This is a genomic window from Mesorhizobium sp. B263B2A (assembly GCF_020165775.1).
GTDB classification, from domain to species: Bacteria; Pseudomonadota; Alphaproteobacteria; order Rhizobiales; family Rhizobiaceae; genus Mesorhizobium; species Mesorhizobium opportunistum.
Window position 1 is genome coordinate 306,943 of sequence record NZ_JAIUIU010000002.1, and the last position, 17,338, is coordinate 324,280.

Consider the following 17,338-nt stretch of genomic DNA (forward strand, 5'->3'; position numbering starts at 1 on the left):
AATTGCCTAGACCACAATCTTCGCCACGCTATGGCTTGCGTTCAATACTTTCGCGAAGCGACATTGCACCCAACGCCGCGAACAACAACGTTACGCACAGCACGATCGAAACGAGCGCATTTATCTCAGGGGTAAAGCCGGTTCGCATCATTGCCCAGAGCCGCATGGGCAGCGTCGTCTCCCCGCCGACGAGAAAGAACGTGACCAATGTTTCGTCGAACGACAGCGCAAAAGCAAGCAGCGAGCTGGTCAATAGTGCCGATCGCAACTGCGGGAGAACAACATAGAGGAAGGTTTCAAGACCGTTTGCGCCGAGATCGAGAGATGCCTCTATCTGGGAATTCTCAAGTGTGTCGAGCCTGATTGTGACCATGCGATAGACCACCGCCAGGATCAGCACGATGTGGCCGATCGTGACCGTGATCAGGCTTCGCTCCAGCCCGATTTCTCGGAATGCGACCAGCAGCGAGATTCCGGTGATGATAGCCGGCAGCACGAATGGCAGAAAGATAATGAACTCGACATAGGCGCGGCCACGCCGCACACCGGTTTTCATGTAGTAGGCCAGCGCCAATGATATGATCGTCGCACTGACCACAGCGCAGATCCCGACGACGATCGAATTGTAGAGCGCCGCCAATAGCTGCGAATTGTCCGCCAGCCGCCCGTACCATTCCAGGCTGAAGTTCGACCAGTCGATCTGATGGTTCTTCATGGCGAAAAATGAAAACAGGATTACGATCAGTGCTGGTGCGTAGAGCACCATGAATGTAAAGCCGCCGACAACCCACAGAAGTGCGATGGTGAGGCGTTCCAACCTAGTCATCCCAACCTCGCTTTTCGCGCGATGAGGGAGGCCAAGCCTATCAGCGCTATGACGGTGACGAGCAACACCACGGCGAGTGCTGCCCCGAAAGGCCAGTTGAATGCCATGCCGAACTGGCTCCATATGGCGCGACCGAAGGTGAAACCCTCGCTTCCTCCCACCATCTGGGGCGTCAGATAGTCGCCGAGTGCGATGACCATGACAAACAGCGCACCGGCAATCGAACCCGGCAGGCTGAGCGGCAGGATGACGGTCAGGAATATCTGCCCAGGCTTGGCGCCGAGATCGGCCGCGGCACTCAGCAGGGATTGCGGTATGCGCTCCAGCGCCAGAAAGATCGGAAGGATTCCAAATGGCAGATAGATCACAGCCATCGCCAGCATGACGGCGGTCTGGTTGAAGATGAACAGTTTGCTCGGCGCATTGATGACGCCCGACGCCATCAGGAAGGAATTCAGGAAACCGTTGAAACCGAGAATGCTGCGCATCGCATAGATCTTGACCACATAGTTCATGACCAGCGGCAGCGCACTGAGCAGGAGCAGCAGGTAGCGCTTCGAGCCCTCCAGCCGCCAGATCAGGTACGAGATGATGTAGCCCAGGAACAACGCCACTGCCGCCACGACGAAGGCAAGTTTTACGGTTCCTAAGAACACGTAGAGGTAGCTGCTGCTTTGGAAGAACGCCGCGTAGCTTGCCAGGGTCAGATGGCCGGTAGCGATGTTGTCCTTCTGTTCGAGAAAGCTGTAGGCCAGGAACGACATCAGCGGTGCCAGGATCATCACCGTGGGCACGCCATAGACGAGCAGCCTCACAACGATCTTGCCTGGCGAGGCAAGCCAGCGAGGCGGTCCAACACTGGTGTCAGCGAGTTCAGCGGGAACGACGGTCATCATGTCATCCTCGCGGCAGCACGTTGACGTCGGCCTCGGACCAACGCAGCGGCACGTCATCGCCAAAGGCCAGGTTATTGCCGGATTGACCCGTCGGCACCCTGACCTTGATCGTCTGTTGCGCCTTGCCCACGTTTAGCGACAACTGGGTTGTGGCACCGAGAAACGTGACGTTTTCGAGGCGGCCTACACAAACTGATTGCCCCGGACGCAACGCGCTGCCGTCATGGATGGAAAAGCTCTCCGGTCTTATCGCCAGCAGAAAGTTGCCGCCACCCATGGCCGATGCGGGCAGAGAATGTTTGCCAAGCGGACTTTCCAGGATGTTGGCGGCATTGTTGTCGGGCTGCGCCGCCAACAGGTTGTTCTCGCCAAAGAACTTCGCCACGAACTCGGTTCGCGGCTTGTAGTAGATTTCTTGAGGCGTGCCGACCTGAACCAGATTGCCGTGGTCCATGACGGCGATGCGATCCGACATGGAGATCGCCTCTTCCTGATCATGTGTGATGAACACGAATGTCGTGCGTATGCGCCGCTGCAGGTCCTTCAGAAATTCCTGCATCGAGCGCCGCAACTCGGCGTCCAGCGCGGCCAGCGGCTCGTCCAGGAGAATAACCTGCGGCTCGCAGACAATGGCCCTTGCCAAAGCCACCCGCTGACGCTGGCCACCGCTCAATTCACTTGGGTAGCGCTCGGCCTTGTCAGTTAGGTTGACTGTGTCGAGCACGGCGGAGACCTTTGTCTTGATCTCCTCAGCCGGTCTGCGCCTGATCCGCAACCCGTAAGCCACGTTTTTTGCCACCGTCATGTGCGGGAAAAGCGCGTAGTCCTGGAACACCGTATTGAACGGCCGCCTGAAGATCGGCACCTGGGAGATATCAGCGCCGCGCAGCAAGATGCGGCCGGATGTCGGCGGCGTGAAGCCGCCGATCATCCGCAAGATCGTCGTCTTTCCCGATCCGGATGGCCCAAGGATGGTGAGGAACTCACCATCCTTGATGTCGAGATCGACCGGTTTCAGAACGTTGAGGTTCCTATAGGACTTGGTTACGCCAACCAGTTGGATGACGTTCGGTCTGACGACCTCGTCTTCGGAGAGTGCAGCAGTCATTGTTGAACCGGAGTTGCCTTGATCTCGTTCCACAATTCGATGCGACGGCCGAAATCTTCCGGCGCCTGGAGGAAGACAAGCCTGTCGGAATAGGTCAAGCCGATCTTTTCATTGGCGTCACCATTGGTGGTGTTGCCGTAACCGGTCTTTTCACTGATGTAGGTTCCGACCGCCTTTTCGAGCATGGCGTCGACCCAGGCGTGGGCAAGTTCGGTATCGCGGGCCTTGGCGCTTATCGCCCAGCAATCGATCCAGCCGATCGCACCTTCCTTCGGAATTGTAAGCCCGACATTGGCGCCACGGCTGCGCAACATCGGCGCCTGAGGCTCACCCATCGACATCATAAGATCGATGCCTCCTTGGGCGAAAATACTGACGCCGTCGTCGAAGCCAGCATAGTAGCTCGCGACATTGGCCTTTTGCTCCAGAAGCTTGGCCTTGACCTGCAAGAACTGGTCGGCCGAGAGGTTGAAAGGATCCTTGAGGCCGAGCAAGAGCGCCGTGGTGACGATCGCGTTGTTGGCATCATCCATCACGATGATGCGCCCCTTGTATTTCGGGTCCCACAGAACCCTCCAGCTGTCAGGCGCGGTTTTGAACGTGTCGGTGCTGTAGATCAGCGGAATGGAACCCCAGGCGAAGGGAACCGCGTACGGCTTGCCATCGAAAATAATCGCCGACACGGAACGGAAAGCCGGCAAAAGATTGCTCGACTGCGGGACTTTGGCGAGATCGACAGGCTGAAGAAGCTTCTCCTGGGTCAGCCGCTTGTAGGATGACGTCTCGATTGCGATGACGTCGAAATCGGCGCCGCCCGACGCTGTCATCTTGGCGAAGATTTCATCGACGCTGCCGGTGTAGCTGATGCTTACGGTCGATCCGGTCTTTTGTTCGAAGGCTTTAACCCACTGGTCGTCGGCATATCCCTCCCAGGTCAGGATGCGTAGTTCCTTTCCGGCTGCTTTGGCTGGCTTGAACGCCGACGATGCCAATGCGCCGGCTGCCATGGTGGTGGTCAGAGACAGAAATTCACGTCTTTTCATTTTCATTCCCCTGCGTTGAGTTTTCTATGCGGCGTAGTTAACTGGTGTCTGGTACCAACCTGCCTTGTGCTGTTCCCAATAGAATGACTTGAGCCGCGCGCTTAATTTTCCTGGTTTGCCGCCGCTCATGACGTGATCGTCGATACGCGATACGGGCATGACGCCGCCCGCCGTCGTTGTGCAGAACATCTCGTCCGCCGACAGCAAATCCTGCTTCCGCAACGGCGCAATCCGTGCCGGAATGGCGAGCATTTCGCAAAGTTCGAGCACAGAGCGGCGCGTGATCCCCTCGAGCGCGCCGCGATCGGGGGTGAGCACTTCGCCGTGGCGCACGATGAAGACATTGAACCCCGGCCCCTCGGTGACATAACCGTCGCAATCCAGCAGGACGGCGGTGTCGGCTCCAGCATCATGGGCCTCGAAGAGGCCGCGGGTCAGATCGCCCCAATGGTAGTTCTTGACGGTCGGGTCAATGGAGGCCGCGGGGATTCGGGGCACCGAAGCGATATGGAGATGGGCTCCGCGGGCCTGCACATCGAGCGGGATGACGTCGATCCATGGAATGGCATAAACGATAAGCTTGTTGTCGCAGTCCTGCGGCCGCCTGGAACCGAAAACGCGGGGGCGACCTCGAGTGCAGACCATAGCCACATAGGCATCCCGCAGCCCAGAAAGGGCAACGCATCGCACTGCTATCGAAGCAATCTCCGCCATCGAATGAGGTGGCGCCAACCTGACGCCCAGCATCGATCGCTCGAACCGCGCAAGGTGATCGTCCAAACGAAAGAAACTCCCGTCCCGCACATGCACGACGTCGTAGGTGACATCAGAACGGGAGAAACCCCAATCCAGAACGGATATCTTGGCTTCGCCGGCAGGGACGAACTTGCCATCGCAAAAGGCGACGCCGTTTGCATGCTTAGCGTTCATGGATGTTGCATGCTGAGCGTTCATGGATGCAATCTACACTTCCCGAAATGAGCATGAACAAGCTGACAAGAAAATTGCCTATGTGCAAGATAATTTTCTTTTGAGAAATTTATTGACATCAGAGAAAGAGGGTGGGAATTAGCTCCCAAGCGGACTTCGGCTCGCGTTTGGGACGAATTTTTTTATGCAAAAAGCATCTGGACAAAAGCCGCTGGGCCGCACCTCGCTCAAAGCCACAGCTCTGGGTCTGGGGACGACGGCGATCGGCGGGCTGTACTCCGCGACAAGCGATGCCGCCGCTTTTGAAACAATGGAAGCTGCCTGGGATCTCGGCGTACGATTCTTCGACACGGCCCCCCAATACGGTAACGGCATGGCCGAACAACGCCTTGGTTCCTTCCTGAAAACCAAACCGCGCGACAGCTATGTTCTATGCACCAAGGTTGGCAGGCTGCTGCGGCTTCCCCGAGAGCCTGAGGGCGAGGATGCGTACTATAAAGGAACGCCTCCCGAGCGGCCGGTCTTCGATTTTAGCTATGACGGGGTGATGACATCGGTCGAGGAAAGCCTGCGGCGCCTCGACCTCGACCGCATCGATGTGCTGCACATCCACGATCCTGACGCGCATTATGCGCAGGCGATGGACGGGGCCTACAAGGCATTGGACAAACTGCGCTCGGAAGGCCAGATCGGCGCAGTCGGTGCCGGCATGAACCAGAGCGAAATGCTCGTGAAGTTCGCGCGCCACGGCGTCTTCGATTGCTTCCTTCTTGCCGGCCGCTACACGCTCCTCGAACAGGGTGCGCTTGACGAACTCCTGCCACTTTGCGTGGAAAAGCAGATCTCCATCATCATTGGCGGCGTGTACAACAGCGGCCTTCTCGCAAATCCCGGCGCTGGCGCGAAATTCAACTACCAGGAGGCCGACAAGGGGCTGATCGACCGCGCCCTGCAACTCGAAAGGGCCTGCTTGCGTCATGGTGTGCCGTTGAAGGCCGCCGCCATTCAGTTTCCGATGTTTCATCCAGCGGTCGCAAGCGTCCTGACCGGAGCCAGAAGCCGCGAGGAGATCATCGAAAACGATGCGCTTTTCCGGCACCCCATCCCGGCGGCCATGTGGGACGATCTGCGATCCTCGGGACTGATCTCACCCCAAGCTCCCGCTGTCTGAACCGCATGCAAGCGCGCGTGATCGACGCTCATCAGCATTTCTGGAACCTGGCGACGGGCAGCTACCCATGGATGGTCGGCGACGCCATGCGCCCATTACGGCGTGATTTCTGCCCCGGCGACCTGCTGCCCCTGATGGCGGAAGCCAACATCGATTCAACCATCTTGGTGCAATGCCGTCATGATCGGGAAGAGACCCGCGACTTTCTTGCCATTGCCAAAGATCATGCCTTCGTCGCCGGTGTTGTCGGCTGGATTGACCTTCAGGCGAACGACTGCTCCCGCCAAATCGAGAAGCTACGGGCTCTCCCGGGCGGAGACCGGCTTGTCGGCATCCGCCACAATGTTCACGACGAGCCGGATGCCGATTGGCTGCGACGGCCGGCGGTCCGTGCTGGCGTGTCGGCCGTTTTCGCGGCGGGGCTAACCTTCGACCTGCTTGTGCGCACCCGGGAGGTGCCTGCGGCAATCGACCTGGTGCGGGAACACCCAAGCGGCCGGTTCGTGCTGGATCATATGGCCAAGCCTCCGATCGCATCAGGGGTTATCACCTCCTGGCAATCCGGCCTCGAAAAGCTCGCAGCGCATGGAAATGTCTGGTGCAAGATTTCCGGCCTCGTGACCGAAGCGGAATGGGGATCATGGCGGACCGACGATTTCGATCATTGCATGCAGGTGGCATTGGATGCTTTCGGGCCTGAGCGCATCATGTTCGGCTCTGATTGGCCGGTTTGCACATTGGCTGCTGGCTACAAGGACGTGAGAGAAATCGCAGGCAGGTTGGCCAATGCCAATCCCGCATTGGCCGACCGATTTTTCCATCTCAACGCGATTGATGCCTATCGCCTGCGGTCGGTGGCGGAGTCACGACCATCATTCTCACCAGAGGAAACGAAATGAACATCAACTTTAAAGACGGCGCATGGCTCAACCAGCCGGCAAACTGGTTGGCTGAGGATGCTAGCCTCACCATGACGACGGATGCCAAGACCGATTTCTGGCGAGAAACCTACTACGATTTCACTCGGGACAGCGGCCATTTTCTCGGCGTTCCGGCAAGCGATGGTTTCACCGCCGTGATTCGCATCCAGGGCGAGTTTCGGACCCTGTATGATCAGGCGGGGCTCATGGTTCGCATCGATGACAAGCGCTGGGTCAAGACGGGCGTGGAGTTCACCGATGGCGAACTCTTCCTCAGCACCGTCATAACGGACGGCAAATCCGACTGGTCGGTCTCGCAGCCCTTCAAGGAACTGGAGGACTTTTACATCCGGGTGACGCTAGCCAAAGGCGCCCTTCGCATTCAAGCCTCGCGGGACGGTAAATTCTGGCCGCTGCTGCGCCTCGCGCCCTTCCCGTCCGCGGCCTCCTACGCGGTCGGTCCGACAGCCTGTACGCCGGAGCGCAGCGGACTGAGTGTCCGCTTTTCAGAATTCTCGATCGGTCCGGCCATCACCACCGATCTCCACGATCTGACCTGAAGGATACTCCATCATGCTGATTGGGATCGACCCTATCCTGAATGCTGACATTCTCCACGCGTTGCGTGCCATGGGCCATGGCGACGAAATTGTTATCGCCGATGGGAGCTTCCCCGCACAAACGGTGTCGAAGCGTCTGGTCCGCATGGAAGCGAGCGATTTGCCGCGCATGTTGAAAGCAGTGCTATCTGTGATGCCGGTGGACGATTCCGAGCCGGATCCGGTGATGGGCATGGAAGTCATCGGCGATCCGGACAAAATCGTACCGGCCCATTTCGCAATACAGGCGGTGCTCGATGCCTTGCCCGGTCAGCCAACAAAGCTTGCTCGGATTGAGCGTTTCGCATTTTACGAGCGCGCCAAGCAGGCATTCGCCGTCATAGCCACTGGCGAAACCTTGTTCTACGGCAACGTGATTATTCGCAAGGGCACCGTCGATTTGGGCGCGAACTGACCGACTTTGAAGGCCATTTCGCGCCATTAGTGCGCCGATCGAAGTGGCTTTCGTACTCGATTGACGTTCAGTAGGGCAGTGACTTCCCCCTGTAGTCGCAATAACGAAAGGCGCTCGCACCCGACCCGTCCTCGAGCAGCGCCACCAGGCCGCGAACAGAGGTCGATACATCGATGTCGGCTTCCGTGCCCCCCATGTCGGTGCGCACCCAGCCTGGATGGGCGACCGTGACGGCGAAAGTCCCTCGGCCGCATCGATCGTAGAAGCTCTTGGCGGCCGAATTCAGTGCCGCCTTGCTGGCGCGATAGATCCAGTCGTCCCCCTTTGTATTAAGTCGGACCGAGCCCATACGCGAACCAAGGAGCATGATGTGGCTCAGGGATGGACCGAGCCGCCGCGCCAACATGTCAGACAGCACGGCGGGCGCCACGCTGTTAGTGTCAAAAATCGCGGCGACGACTGCCGGGTCGAGAGTCTCGTCGATATCCTTGGGCATGATCCCTGCCGCGATGACGATATGGGTCGTGCCTTCAAGAAGCGGCGCATCGACAAGGCGCTGGCGGGAAGCGCTGTCTGTGATGTCGAGCCCAAGCCAATGCGCCGCTGGCGCGTGGTCGCCACCATCCCTGCTCGTTGCCACCACAAGCCGACCCTGCGCCGTCAGCACTTTGACCAGCCCGAGACCGATTCCGCGGGAGGCGCCGACGACGAGATATTTTTGCCCCGCTGGCCGCGTCGCAACTGCTTGACCGTTCATGGATAGCGCCTGCCTTTGTCCGATCCTAGCGATAGGTGGCCGCGCCGGCCTCAGTGATCCAACCCGCGGCAAGGTCCTTTCGGATGGCCTCGGGATCGCGCTTGCGCGAGTCGCCATAACCTCCACCGCCTGGCGCCACGACGATTACCTGGTCGCCTTGATAGACCTTGGCGTTCGAGAATTTCGAGGCCGAGACCTTGCCGCTGTCCTGATGGAAATCTTTCCAGTCCTGAGACCCGGACCGGTTGATATGTAGACTTCCGCAACCGCCGGCCTGGCCCTTGAAGAGCCCCCACGGCGCCAGCTCCTGTCGATCCGACATGAAGGAAAGCGTGAGTTCCTCGGCGAGGCAAGTCATCTTTTTACGCAGTGCCAGGCCGCCGCGATACTCGCCAGGCCCCCCAGTATCGGAGACGAATTCATGAGCATCAATGCGCCATGGGAAACGCGTCTCGAACACCTCGACAGGGTTCAGCCGCGAATTGCCGTTGATCGCGTTGCATGCGCTGTTGCCATCGGCATGGCTGCGCCCGCCCCATCCGGGGGTGGAAAGATCGTAGCAGACGACATACTCCTCGGTCCGCGCATTGTAGCCGCCGAACAGGAAGTTCGAGTGGGTGCCGCCATCCGTCGCGAAGGCTCGTTCCGGTACGGCCGCCGCCAATGCGCCGATGACCGTGTAGCAGATGCGGATATGGGTTTCGGTGTTGCCGCCGACTTCCGGCGCCGGATAGTTGGCGTTGACCACCAGACCGGGCGGAGCGACTACCCGAATCGGGCGGAAGCAGCCTGAATTCTTCGGGATGCTCGGGTCGGTCAGGTGAAGTATAGCGTTGTATGAGGCCGAGAGCGCAACGGAAAGAACGCCGTTGATCGGACCCTTAGCCTGCTTGTCCGAGCGGCGGAAGTCGACAACGACCTCGTCGTCTTGGACAAAGACGTCGACTGCGATCTTGTAGCGCCGCTTCTCGATGCCGTCGTCCTCCATATAATCCTCGAAACTGTAGCAGCCGTTCGGAAATTCCTTGAGCTCGGCCCGCATGCGCGCCTCCGAATAGTCGAGCAGGCTGTCGGTCAGCTCCGTGAAGCGATCGAGCCCGAATTCGGTGACCAGTGCCCGCATGCGCTGCTCACCGAGCTGGACTGCGCTGATCATTGCGCGGAAATCGCCGAAGTTCTGCCTGGGCGTGCGGTAGTTGGCCAGCATAAGGCGCCAGATGTCTTCCACGTCCTTGCCGCGACGCCGTATCTTCACCGGAGGAACACGCAGGCCTTCGTGGAAGATTTCGGTCGCTTCGCCGGCGAATGCCCCCGGCACCATGCCTCCGACCTCCGCAACATGCCCGATCGCCACCGAGTAGCCGACGAATGTCTTGTCGACGAATACCGGCTGAATGAAAGTGTGTTCGGGCGTATGCATGCCGCCGCGATACGGATCGTTGTGAACGATCACGTCGCCCTCCTCAAGAGTCTCGACAGGGATCTCCTGGGTGATCGTTTGGATAACCAGCGGCAAGCCACCGATCATTGACGGTTGAAAGTCGCCGGTCCCGATCAGGTTGCCCTTGGCGTCGGCCAATCCGCAGGTGAAGTCCAGGCCCTCGTTGAAGATGGTCGAATAAGACGTCATCATCAAAGTGATGCCCATCTCCTTCGCAATCTGGACCAGGCGGCCGTCCAGAATGCTCATCTGGACCATATTCTTGGCGTGTCTGCCCTGCATCGTCATTTTCCCGTTGCCACGCGTTGCCGTTTCGGCTCGACGCCCTCTGCGCCACGTTTCTGGTTTGCGATCTCGGATTCGCGCTTCATGTCCCAATCAACGCACCAGTCGGAGCAGTAGCGCTTGTTGGCGCCGTCTGTGGTGATGCGGATCGGCGACCGGTAGAGCAGAATCCCGCAGTTGTCGCACTTGGTGTACTCTTCGAGGTAATAGCCGTTGTCTGAGAACTTCATCGCGTTTGCCTTTCCGAAACGTGGAGGTTGCCGTAGTCGTCTACGAGCAGCTCCTGGTCGGGATGCAAGACGACCAGGGACACAGCCTCTTCGATGACCGCGGGGCCTTGGATCGTGTCGCCGGCCATCAGTTCCTCGCGCCGATATATCGGCGTGTCGTGGCGGCCTTCGTCATAACCAACGGACCGCATTGAAATCGGCTTTGGTGCAAAGCTTGTCCTGGCCAGCTTTGGCACCTGCGGTTTCGAAAGCAGTTTGACCGCCGTTACGTTGAAGTTCACGATCTCGATGAACTCACCAGGGATGTTGAAGCCGAAGCGCTCGTCGTGCGCCTTGTCGAAACCGGCCCACAGCTCCTTCGCAGTGGCGTCGTCGAATGTGGTGAACCGGAGCGGCAGCGAGAGCTCGTAATTCTGGCCGTGATATCGCAGTTCGACGCGACGCTCGACGCTGATATCGCCCTCGAAACCCTGGGCGTGGAGTTGAGCCATGCAGTCGGCCTCAAGTTCCTTGAGATGCTGCGTGGCGCGACCGTGGTCCATGCGATTCGAGGTCATCTGCACCGTCCGCTGGCGGTCGACACGGGCGTCGGTCGCGGTGAATCCGAATGCCGAGAACTGACCGGGATGGACCGGGATGATGGCCCGTGACATCGAAAGGTCTTTCAGCAGATCGCAGGCATGCACCGGCCCGGCCCCGCCGAAGAACATCAGCGAGAACTTGTCAGGTGACTCACCCTTTTCAACCAGCACACTGCGGATTGCGCCAACCATATTGTTGTTGACGATCTTGATCACCGCCAGGGCGGCGTCATCGACACTGAGGCTTAGGCGCTCGGCCAAGCGCTTGACGCCGGCGCGCGCGCCATCGGCGTCGAGCGCCACCGTGCCACCAAGGAAATTGTCGGGATTGATGCGGCCCAGCACCAAGTTTGCGTCCGTCACTGTCGGCTCGGTCCCTCCGCGACCGTAGCAAATGGGACCGGGGCGCGACCGGGCGCTCTGCGGACCGACGCGGAGCAGCCCGCCCTTGTCGATCCAGGCAATCGATCCTCCGCCGGCGCCAATTGTGCGCACGTCCAGCATCGGCACCTGGATTGGAATGCCCCATTCCACTTCGAAATCGGTTGTGAGCGAAGCGGTGCCGTTCACAATCAGCGAGCAGTCGGTCGACGTGCCGCCCATGTCGATGGTGACGAAGTTCTTTTCGCCGGTCACGCTGCCTATGAACTGCGCCGCGACCACACCACCTGTGGGGCCCGACAAGGTCATCTGGACCGGCGCTTCGCAGGCTCCCGCGACGGTTGTCTGCCCGCCATTCGATTTGGTCACCACCACGCGGGCCGCCCCGACTGCCTCGGCGATCCGGCTCTCGAGCTCGCCGAGTTGATCGGTGACGATCGGTTTCACATAAGCGTCTGCTATTGTTGTCGAGGCCCGCTCATATTCCTTCCATTTTGGCAGGACATCGTAGGAGATCGAGATCGGCAGGTCCGGAAAGCGAGACGCGAGATAGTCGCGGACCGTGATCTCGTTCTGGGGATTGATATAGGAAAACAAGAGGCACACCGAGATCGCCTTGATATCACCCCGTTCGGCGATGCGGTCGGCGACGCGACGCAGGCTATCCATGTCCAGCGGAAGGATGATGTTGCCCTCGCAGTCCACTCGTTCGATGACCTCGAAACTGTTGGCGCGCTGGAGCAATGGCTGCGGCTTCACCCAGCGTGAATTGAAATGGAAGCGGCGATTGCCGCGCTGGATGAAGGGGACGTCCCGAAAGCCCTGGGTGGTCACGAAGGCGACGTTCGCGCCATTGCGTTCCAGGATCGCGTTGGTTGCGATGGTGGTCCCCAAGCGGATGCCGGAGATCTCGTTGCGGCGCGGAAACTGCTGCAGGCCGTTGAGTATGCCGTCCGACGGATCGCCTGGCGTGGAAAAATCCTTCCAGACGGTCACTTCGCGGCTCTGCTCATTATAGGCGACGAAGTCGGTGAAGGTGCCGCCGACGTCGATACCCAATATGTAAGACATGTCGTTCCTTTCCTGCCGGTGTGGGCGCAAACAAGGCCCGCACAGGTGGCATCAATCTTCGTTCGGCACGTTTATGCCGGCCATGAGGTGAAGCAGGTCGCCCTCGTCTATCTCAGATGCCCGGACCGCAGCGACGATCTTGCCGCGCCTTAGCACCAGGATACGATCGGCGGTGGTGAGCACGTCACTGAGCCGGTGGCTGATCAGGAGGATAGCGACGTTGCGTTGCGGCAGGCGCCGAATCAGCTCGAGTACTGGCTGGCCGGCCGAGACCGACAACGCGGCTGTCGGCTCATCCATGATGACAAGCTTCGGCTCATAGGCGACCGAACGGGCGATGGCGACCATCTGGCGCTGGCCACCGGACAGCGCCGTCACTGGCTCGCGCAGATTCGGCAGCTTGACTTCAAGCATGGTGAGAAGCTGCTGCGCCTTGGTCATCATGACGTCGTGGCTCAGCCGGGCGTAACCCAGCACGCCACGATGGGTTATCTCGCGTCCGAGAAAGATGTTGGCGCAGATATCGAGATTGTCGCACAGCGCCAGGTCCTGATAGACCATTTCCACGCCATGGTCGCGCGCCCAGGTGGTCGACGAACTCTGAACCGAAGTGCCGCCGATCCGGATCTCGCCAGAGGTCGGTGGTACATCGCCCGCGATCATCTTCGTCAGTGTCGACTTTCCTGCGCCATTGTCGCCGACAAGTCCAACGATCTCGCCGGGGAATATTTCGAAGCTGACGCCCCGCGTGGCCTCCACGGCGCCATAGTTCTTGCGCAGATCGCGTACTGAAACTGCCGACGCCGACGTTGCTGAAGTGCTCATCTAGGCCTCCTCTGGGCCGCGTGATCGGCCGACACAGCAACGATGAGCAGACCGCCGGTGATGATCATCTGATAGAAGGTGTCGACCCCCGCGAGGCTGAGCCCATTGTTGATGCTCGCCATGAGTAGCGCCCCGATCACGGTGCCAAGAACCCTGCCTTCCCCGCCAAAGAGGGAGGTGCCGCCGATAATTGCCGCGCTGAGAGCGCTCAAATTGACGAATAGCCCAACGTTCGGGGGGCCAGCGTCGAGCCTGGATGTCTGTATGATTGCTGCGACTGCGGTGAGCGCGCCCATCAGCCCGAACAGTGCCAGGACCATGCGGTTGACGTTGATGCCTGCGCGCTTCGCCGAGGTCGGGTTTCCACCGATTGCATAGACGTATCGGCCAAAGCGCGTGTGGCGTCCGCTATACTCCATCACGAAGACCAAAAGTGCCAGGAAGGCCAACGGATAGGGAATGCCGTTGCGAGTGGCAAACACCCAAGCCGACAACGCGGCGGCGCATAGCGACAGTGCCAAGATGACCAGATTGACGGCGCGCCGCTCATATTTCTGGGGGCCGAGCAGCGCCGTATATGCGCGCACCCACCCGTGGAGCTGGATGGCGGCGAGTGCCAGGATGATGACCAGGCTAATGGTCGTTGGGATTTCGCCATTGGCGATTTCATAGAAGGTGTCGCCGGCGCCCGACAACGTTTCTGCGCCCGACAGGACGTAGGCAAGGCCGCGTAGCCAGGAAAAGCCGGCCAAGGTAATGATGAAGGAGGGAATGCCAAGCGTTACGCGCAATCCGCCCTGGAGAAGCCCGACACCGACACCAACCAGAAGCACGATGAGGATTGTAAGATAGGCATCAAGCCCGGCCTTCTGGAGCAGCAGCATGCAGAGCACGCCGCACATGGCAAGCAGCGACCCGACCGACAGATCGATTTCACGGGCCACCAGCAGCCAGCACAGGCCTGCAGCGATGATGGCGGTTATCGCCGCCTGGACCGCTAGATTGGACAAATTGCGTGGGCTGATGAAGACGCCGGTCCAGACATGAAAGCCTATCCAGATGGCAAGCGTCGCCAGGATCAGAATGATGATGCGCCAATTGCTTCGTTCCGCTTCGAAAGACTGCCTCGAAGGGGCGGTTGCCGCGACATTTTCCGTCGACATAGCCGTTTCTGCTATTTTGGCGTTCATGGTCCAGTTCCTGTTCAGGCGGCGAACCATGGATTGTGTCCGCAAAAGACATCCGGCGCGCAAGCCCGTTGCTGAAGTGGCAGGTCGAGCGCTCGAGTGGGAGGCTTCTCGAGCGCTCGACCTCGGACCGGCGGCTGGGTCCGCCGGCTTGGATGACCGTTAGAGTTGGTCCGCCCCGGCCGGCCATTTGTCCTTCGGAATGCTGTCGAGGATTGCCTTGCTATCGACGTAGATCGGGCTATACGCCTTCAGGTATTCGACCATGTTGTCCCGGGTGATATTGCGGTCCTCGACGGGAACGTAAGGCAGTGTCACACCATTTCCGGCATCGTAGGTTTCAGTAATACCGAGCGCCTCGCCCTTCGCCAGCTTCGCGCAAAGCTCGCCGGAGATCTTGCCCATCTGATCGAACAGGGTGAAGCTGGACAGTGCCATGTTGCCGAGCAGGATGTGTCGGCAGCCCTCGATGGTCGCATCCTGGCCGGTCACGAACGCCTTGCCGGCGAGCCCGACCTTTTCGAGCGCGCCGATGACGCCACCCGCCATGCCGTCGTTGTTGCAGAGGAAGCCGGCGATGTCGTTGTGATTGGCCGTCAGGGAGTCTTCCGCTTGGCGACGCGCCGCGTCCGGATCCCAGCCATCGTGAAACAGGTGGCTGACCACCTTCAACTCGCCCTTGTCGATCAGCGGCTGCATGATGTCGTAGTAGCCTTTGGTAATCTCTTCGGCCACGGTGTTGCCAGCCTGGCCCGAGGTCACCACCCAATTGCCCTTAAGCACGCCGGCGTCGAGCGCTGCCTGAGCCGCCTTGCGACCAACACCGCGGTTGTTGCGGGCCACGTAGACATCAACGTCCTTCGAAGGGATCGCGGTGTTGTAGGCCAACACGGGCACACCGGCACGCTTGGCGCGCTTTGCCATGTTGACGCCAGCTTCGGCGACTACCGCGACAATGGCGAGCGCATCTACGCCCACGGTAAGTAGATTCTCGACATCAGCGAGCTGCTGCTCCACCTTGAAGTCCGCTTGATTGACGATCGGCTCGAAACCGGCGGCCTTGACGGCCTGCTCAAAGCTCGGCCGGTCCAAATTCTTCCACCTCGGGACCGTGAACGTCTCCATGGCGAACCCGATCTTGCCAGTACCGGCTGCCGAGAGCTTTCCCGTACCGCCAAACGTCGCGATGGTAGCGAGGCCTGCGCTGGCACCCAGAAATACCCGCCTGTTCAGGTTGAAACTTCCCTTCATGATCATTCCCCTCGTTTGCGGTTAAACGCTTATCTTTAACGTTAAAGGTAACGATTTTCGGTGACATCTGTCAAGGACTTTGTTACGGCCTCGTTCTTTCCGCCAATTTGTCAAAAAAGATCGTTTAATTTCAGGTATTTAATTTATATTCCGGACTTTGCTTCCAGCGGAAAGCTCGCATTTATCGTTAAATGCCTTTGTCATTCAGAAGGAGGTTCCCACGGCAAAAAACCATCCTCAGATTGCCTTGCATCGCGCGGCAGTCTATTTTAACGCTACAAGTACCCCGGGAAGGGATTTGATGGCTGGCCGGAAGATCAGAGATCAGGTGACGCTGAAAGATGTCGCGGCGGCGGCTGGCGTGTCCGTCATGAGCGTGTCCAACGTCGTCAATGAACGATGGGACCTGGTGAGCGAGCGGACACGCGCCATCATCGAGAACGAAATCAAGCGTCTTAAATACCAACCTCAGCTCGCCGGCCGCTCACTTAGGACTGGACGGACCAACACGATCGGCCTAATCGCGCTGCAGGGCAGCGACGACAGCATCCGCTTCAACCGCAAGAATCAGGCCGCTATATCTGGATTCCTCGAAGCGATCAGCGGCCAAGGCTACACGGTCTGTCACGTCGTTCGCAGCCACTGCCCCATCGAGACCGCCATCGGATCACTGGCGCAGCGTCTGGACGGCGCCGCCCTTTTGGTCGACGAGAGCCTGGAGATCCGCAAGAAGGATATTGCGGTGCTCGCCAGTCTCGGCATCCCGGTCGTCGAGATCCAGGGTCTTCGCCTGCACGATTTGCAGGACTGCTGCTCAATACATGAAAAGTCCGACGCTCAGATCAACGGTCTCGCGGCCTTCATGGCAAAGGGGCCGCCAGGTCCGGTTTTCTATATCCGCGTGAGCGACAGCGACCGCCGAGCTCTGCGCCGATACAAACTGCTACGGACCCATCCGATGCTTCGACACTTCGAGTTCGCCGAGCCCCTTGGCATCATCGATTTCTTGTCGCAGAGCGCCACCGCGAGGGTCTCCAACGTCTTTGTTTCCAGCGAGATCGAACTTGCTGACGTGGCGCAGGGCTGCGTACTGGCGGGGCGGCCAGACGTGCTTGGCCAACTTGTCTGCCTTGATGCAGAATCTCAGAGCGAAAGGCCGGACGGGGCGGGCATTCCGGGATTGCAATCGGTCGCATTCAGGGTCGGCACGGTGGCTGGCACATCCCTCCTGGGACGGCTCAACACGAGCGCCTTCACCTACAGGGACATAGGCGTGGATTGCCGGCTGGTGCTGCCTGACCGCGCACGATGGAGCAGCGGTCGAAGTTTGCGTGTTGTTTGATGCCCCGATCACCGTTTGATTTTTCTAAACCAATGATACCCTGTAAATTAAGCCATAGATCGATACTAGCGGAAAAATT

Annotated in this window: 17 protein-coding genes; 5 read left to right on the forward strand and 12 right to left on the reverse strand. The window is 59.3% G+C overall.

The window, feature by feature from the left end; translation table 11 throughout:
- Nucleotides 1–28: 28 nt before the first annotated feature.
- From LB568_RS06805 to LB568_RS06825, 5 genes are read right to left on the reverse strand one after another with little or no spacing between them, the layout of a single operon-like run.
- Nucleotides 29–817, reverse strand: coding sequence for an ABC transporter permease (locus LB568_RS06805; protein ID WP_224729662.1), 789 nt, complete (start codon nucleotides 815–817; stop codon nucleotides 29–31).
- A 5-nt stretch (nucleotides 818–822) separates the two neighbouring features.
- Nucleotides 823–1,719 (reverse strand): ABC transporter permease, encoded by an 897-nt coding sequence (locus tag LB568_RS06810; protein ID WP_224729663.1) that lies wholly within the window; start codon nucleotides 1,717–1,719, stop codon nucleotides 823–825.
- Between the two features lie 4 nt (nucleotides 1,720–1,723).
- Nucleotides 1,724–2,830: an ABC transporter ATP-binding protein gene (locus LB568_RS06815; protein ID WP_224620522.1), complete on the reverse strand. Its 1,107-nt coding sequence runs from the start codon at nucleotides 2,828–2,830 to the stop codon at nucleotides 1,724–1,726.
- Nucleotides 2,827–3,873 carry an ABC transporter substrate-binding protein gene (locus tag LB568_RS06820; protein WP_224729664.1) on the reverse strand — a complete coding sequence of 349 codons (1,047 nt, stop codon included), beginning with the start codon at nucleotides 3,871–3,873 and terminating at the stop codon, nucleotides 2,827–2,829. The genes LB568_RS06815 and LB568_RS06820 overlap by 4 nt, the downstream gene beginning before the upstream one ends.
- 24 nt (nucleotides 3,874–3,897) lie before the next feature.
- A complete protein-coding gene (locus tag LB568_RS06825; RefSeq protein WP_224729665.1) occupies nucleotides 3,898–4,827 on the reverse strand; it encodes an aminotransferase class IV in 930 nt (309 codons plus the stop codon).
- Between the two features lie 160 nt (nucleotides 4,828–4,987).
- Here LB568_RS06825 and LB568_RS06830 point away from each other — a divergent pair, with 160 nt between their 5' ends.
- The 4 genes from LB568_RS06830 to LB568_RS06845 are packed head-to-tail and all read left to right on the forward strand — an operon-like array spanning nucleotide 4,988 to nucleotide 7,908.
- Nucleotides 4,988–5,974, forward strand: coding sequence for an aldo/keto reductase (locus tag LB568_RS06830; protein WP_224729666.1), 987 nt, complete (start codon nucleotides 4,988–4,990; stop codon nucleotides 5,972–5,974).
- Nucleotides 5,975–5,991: 17 nt separating this feature from the next.
- Nucleotides 5,992–6,873 (forward strand): amidohydrolase family protein, encoded by an 882-nt coding sequence (locus tag LB568_RS06835; protein ID WP_224620526.1) that lies wholly within the window; start codon nucleotides 5,992–5,994, stop codon nucleotides 6,871–6,873.
- On the forward strand, nucleotides 6,870–7,454 hold the full coding sequence (locus LB568_RS06840; RefSeq protein WP_224729667.1) for a DUF1349 domain-containing protein: 585 nt from the start codon (nucleotides 6,870–6,872) through the stop codon (nucleotides 7,452–7,454). The genes LB568_RS06835 and LB568_RS06840 overlap by 4 nt, the downstream gene beginning before the upstream one ends.
- Nucleotides 7,455–7,467: 13 nt before the next feature.
- Complete coding sequence (locus tag LB568_RS06845) at nucleotides 7,468–7,908, forward strand: RbsD/FucU family protein (RefSeq protein WP_224620528.1); 441 nt, start codon at nucleotides 7,468–7,470, stop codon at nucleotides 7,906–7,908.
- A gap of 67 nt (nucleotides 7,909–7,975) precedes the next feature.
- Here the strand turns inward: LB568_RS06845 and LB568_RS06850 are convergent, their stop codons facing one another.
- The 7 genes from LB568_RS06850 to LB568_RS06880 form a co-directional block, all read right to left on the reverse strand.
- Nucleotides 7,976–8,665: an SDR family NAD(P)-dependent oxidoreductase gene (locus LB568_RS06850; RefSeq protein ID WP_224620529.1), complete on the reverse strand. Its 690-nt coding sequence runs from the start codon at nucleotides 8,663–8,665 to the stop codon at nucleotides 7,976–7,978.
- A gap of 25 nt (nucleotides 8,666–8,690) precedes the next feature.
- Nucleotides 8,691–10,355: a hydantoinase B/oxoprolinase family protein gene (locus tag LB568_RS06855; RefSeq protein ID WP_263496928.1), complete on the reverse strand. Its 1,665-nt coding sequence runs from the start codon at nucleotides 10,353–10,355 to the stop codon at nucleotides 8,691–8,693.
- A 35-nt stretch (nucleotides 10,356–10,390) separates the two neighbouring features.
- Nucleotides 10,391–10,621 (reverse strand): hypothetical protein, encoded by a 231-nt coding sequence (locus LB568_RS06860; protein WP_224620531.1) that lies wholly within the window; start codon nucleotides 10,619–10,621, stop codon nucleotides 10,391–10,393.
- Complete coding sequence (locus tag LB568_RS06865; RefSeq protein ID WP_224620532.1) at nucleotides 10,618–12,654, reverse strand: hydantoinase/oxoprolinase family protein; 2,037 nt, start codon at nucleotides 12,652–12,654, stop codon at nucleotides 10,618–10,620. Before LB568_RS06865 ends, LB568_RS06860 begins: the two co-directional genes overlap by 4 nt.
- 51 nt (nucleotides 12,655–12,705) lie before the next feature.
- Nucleotides 12,706–13,479, reverse strand: a complete 774-nt coding sequence (locus LB568_RS06870; protein WP_224620533.1) for an ATP-binding cassette domain-containing protein — start codon at nucleotides 13,477–13,479, stop codon at nucleotides 12,706–12,708.
- A complete protein-coding gene (locus tag LB568_RS06875; RefSeq protein ID WP_224620534.1) occupies nucleotides 13,476–14,669 on the reverse strand; it encodes a sugar ABC transporter permease in 1,194 nt (397 codons plus the stop codon). The genes LB568_RS06870 and LB568_RS06875 overlap by 4 nt, the downstream gene beginning before the upstream one ends.
- Nucleotides 14,670–14,828: 159 nt before the next feature.
- Nucleotides 14,829–15,917: a substrate-binding domain-containing protein gene (locus LB568_RS06880; protein ID WP_224620535.1), complete on the reverse strand. Its 1,089-nt coding sequence runs from the start codon at nucleotides 15,915–15,917 to the stop codon at nucleotides 14,829–14,831.
- A 301-nt stretch (nucleotides 15,918–16,218) separates the two neighbouring features.
- On the opposite strand from LB568_RS06880, the gene LB568_RS06885 reads away from it, so the two are divergent.
- Nucleotides 16,219–17,259, forward strand: a complete 1,041-nt coding sequence (locus LB568_RS06885; RefSeq protein WP_224620536.1) for a LacI family DNA-binding transcriptional regulator — start codon at nucleotides 16,219–16,221, stop codon at nucleotides 17,257–17,259.
- The last annotated feature ends 79 nt before the right edge of the window (nucleotides 17,260–17,338 follow it).

Coding starts and splice junctions, on each gene's coding strand:
- LB568_RS06815 (WP_224620522.1), bottom strand. CDS start 2,830: ATGACTGCTGCACTCTCCGAAGACGAGGTCGTCAGACCGAACGTCATC.
- LB568_RS06860 (WP_224620531.1), bottom strand. CDS start 10,621: ATGAAGTTCTCAGACAACGGCTATTACCTCGAAGAGTACACCAAGTGC.
- LB568_RS06830 (WP_224729666.1), top strand. CDS start 4,988: ATGCAAAAAGCATCTGGACAAAAGCCGCTGGGCCGCACCTCGCTCAAA.
- LB568_RS06850 (WP_224620529.1), bottom strand. CDS start 8,665: ATGAACGGTCAAGCAGTTGCGACGCGGCCAGCGGGGCAAAAATATCTC.
- LB568_RS06855 (WP_263496928.1), bottom strand. CDS start 10,355: ATGAGCATTCTGGACGGCCGCCTGGTCCAGATTGCGAAGGAGATGGGC.
- LB568_RS06885 (WP_224620536.1), top strand. CDS start 16,219: ATGGCTGGCCGGAAGATCAGAGATCAGGTGACGCTGAAAGATGTCGCG.
- LB568_RS06840 (WP_224729667.1), top strand. CDS start 6,870: ATGAACATCAACTTTAAAGACGGCGCATGGCTCAACCAGCCGGCAAAC.
- LB568_RS06865 (WP_224620532.1), bottom strand. CDS start 12,654: ATGTCTTACATATTGGGTATCGACGTCGGCGGCACCTTCACCGACTTC.
- LB568_RS06845 (WP_224620528.1), top strand. CDS start 7,468: ATGCTGATTGGGATCGACCCTATCCTGAATGCTGACATTCTCCACGCG.
- LB568_RS06820 (WP_224729664.1), bottom strand. CDS start 3,873: ATGAAAAGACGTGAATTTCTGTCTCTGACCACCACCATGGCAGCCGGC.
- LB568_RS06870 (WP_224620533.1), bottom strand. CDS start 13,479: ATGAGCACTTCAGCAACGTCGGCGTCGGCAGTTTCAGTACGCGATCTG.
- LB568_RS06810 (WP_224729663.1), bottom strand. CDS start 1,719: ATGACCGTCGTTCCCGCTGAACTCGCTGACACCAGTGTTGGACCGCCT.
- LB568_RS06875 (WP_224620534.1), bottom strand. CDS start 14,669: ATGAACGCCAAAATAGCAGAAACGGCTATGTCGACGGAAAATGTCGCG.
- LB568_RS06825 (WP_224729665.1), bottom strand. CDS start 4,827: ATGAACGCTCAGCATGCAACATCCATGAACGCTAAGCATGCAAACGGC.
- LB568_RS06880 (WP_224620535.1), bottom strand. CDS start 15,917: ATGAAGGGAAGTTTCAACCTGAACAGGCGGGTATTTCTGGGTGCCAGC.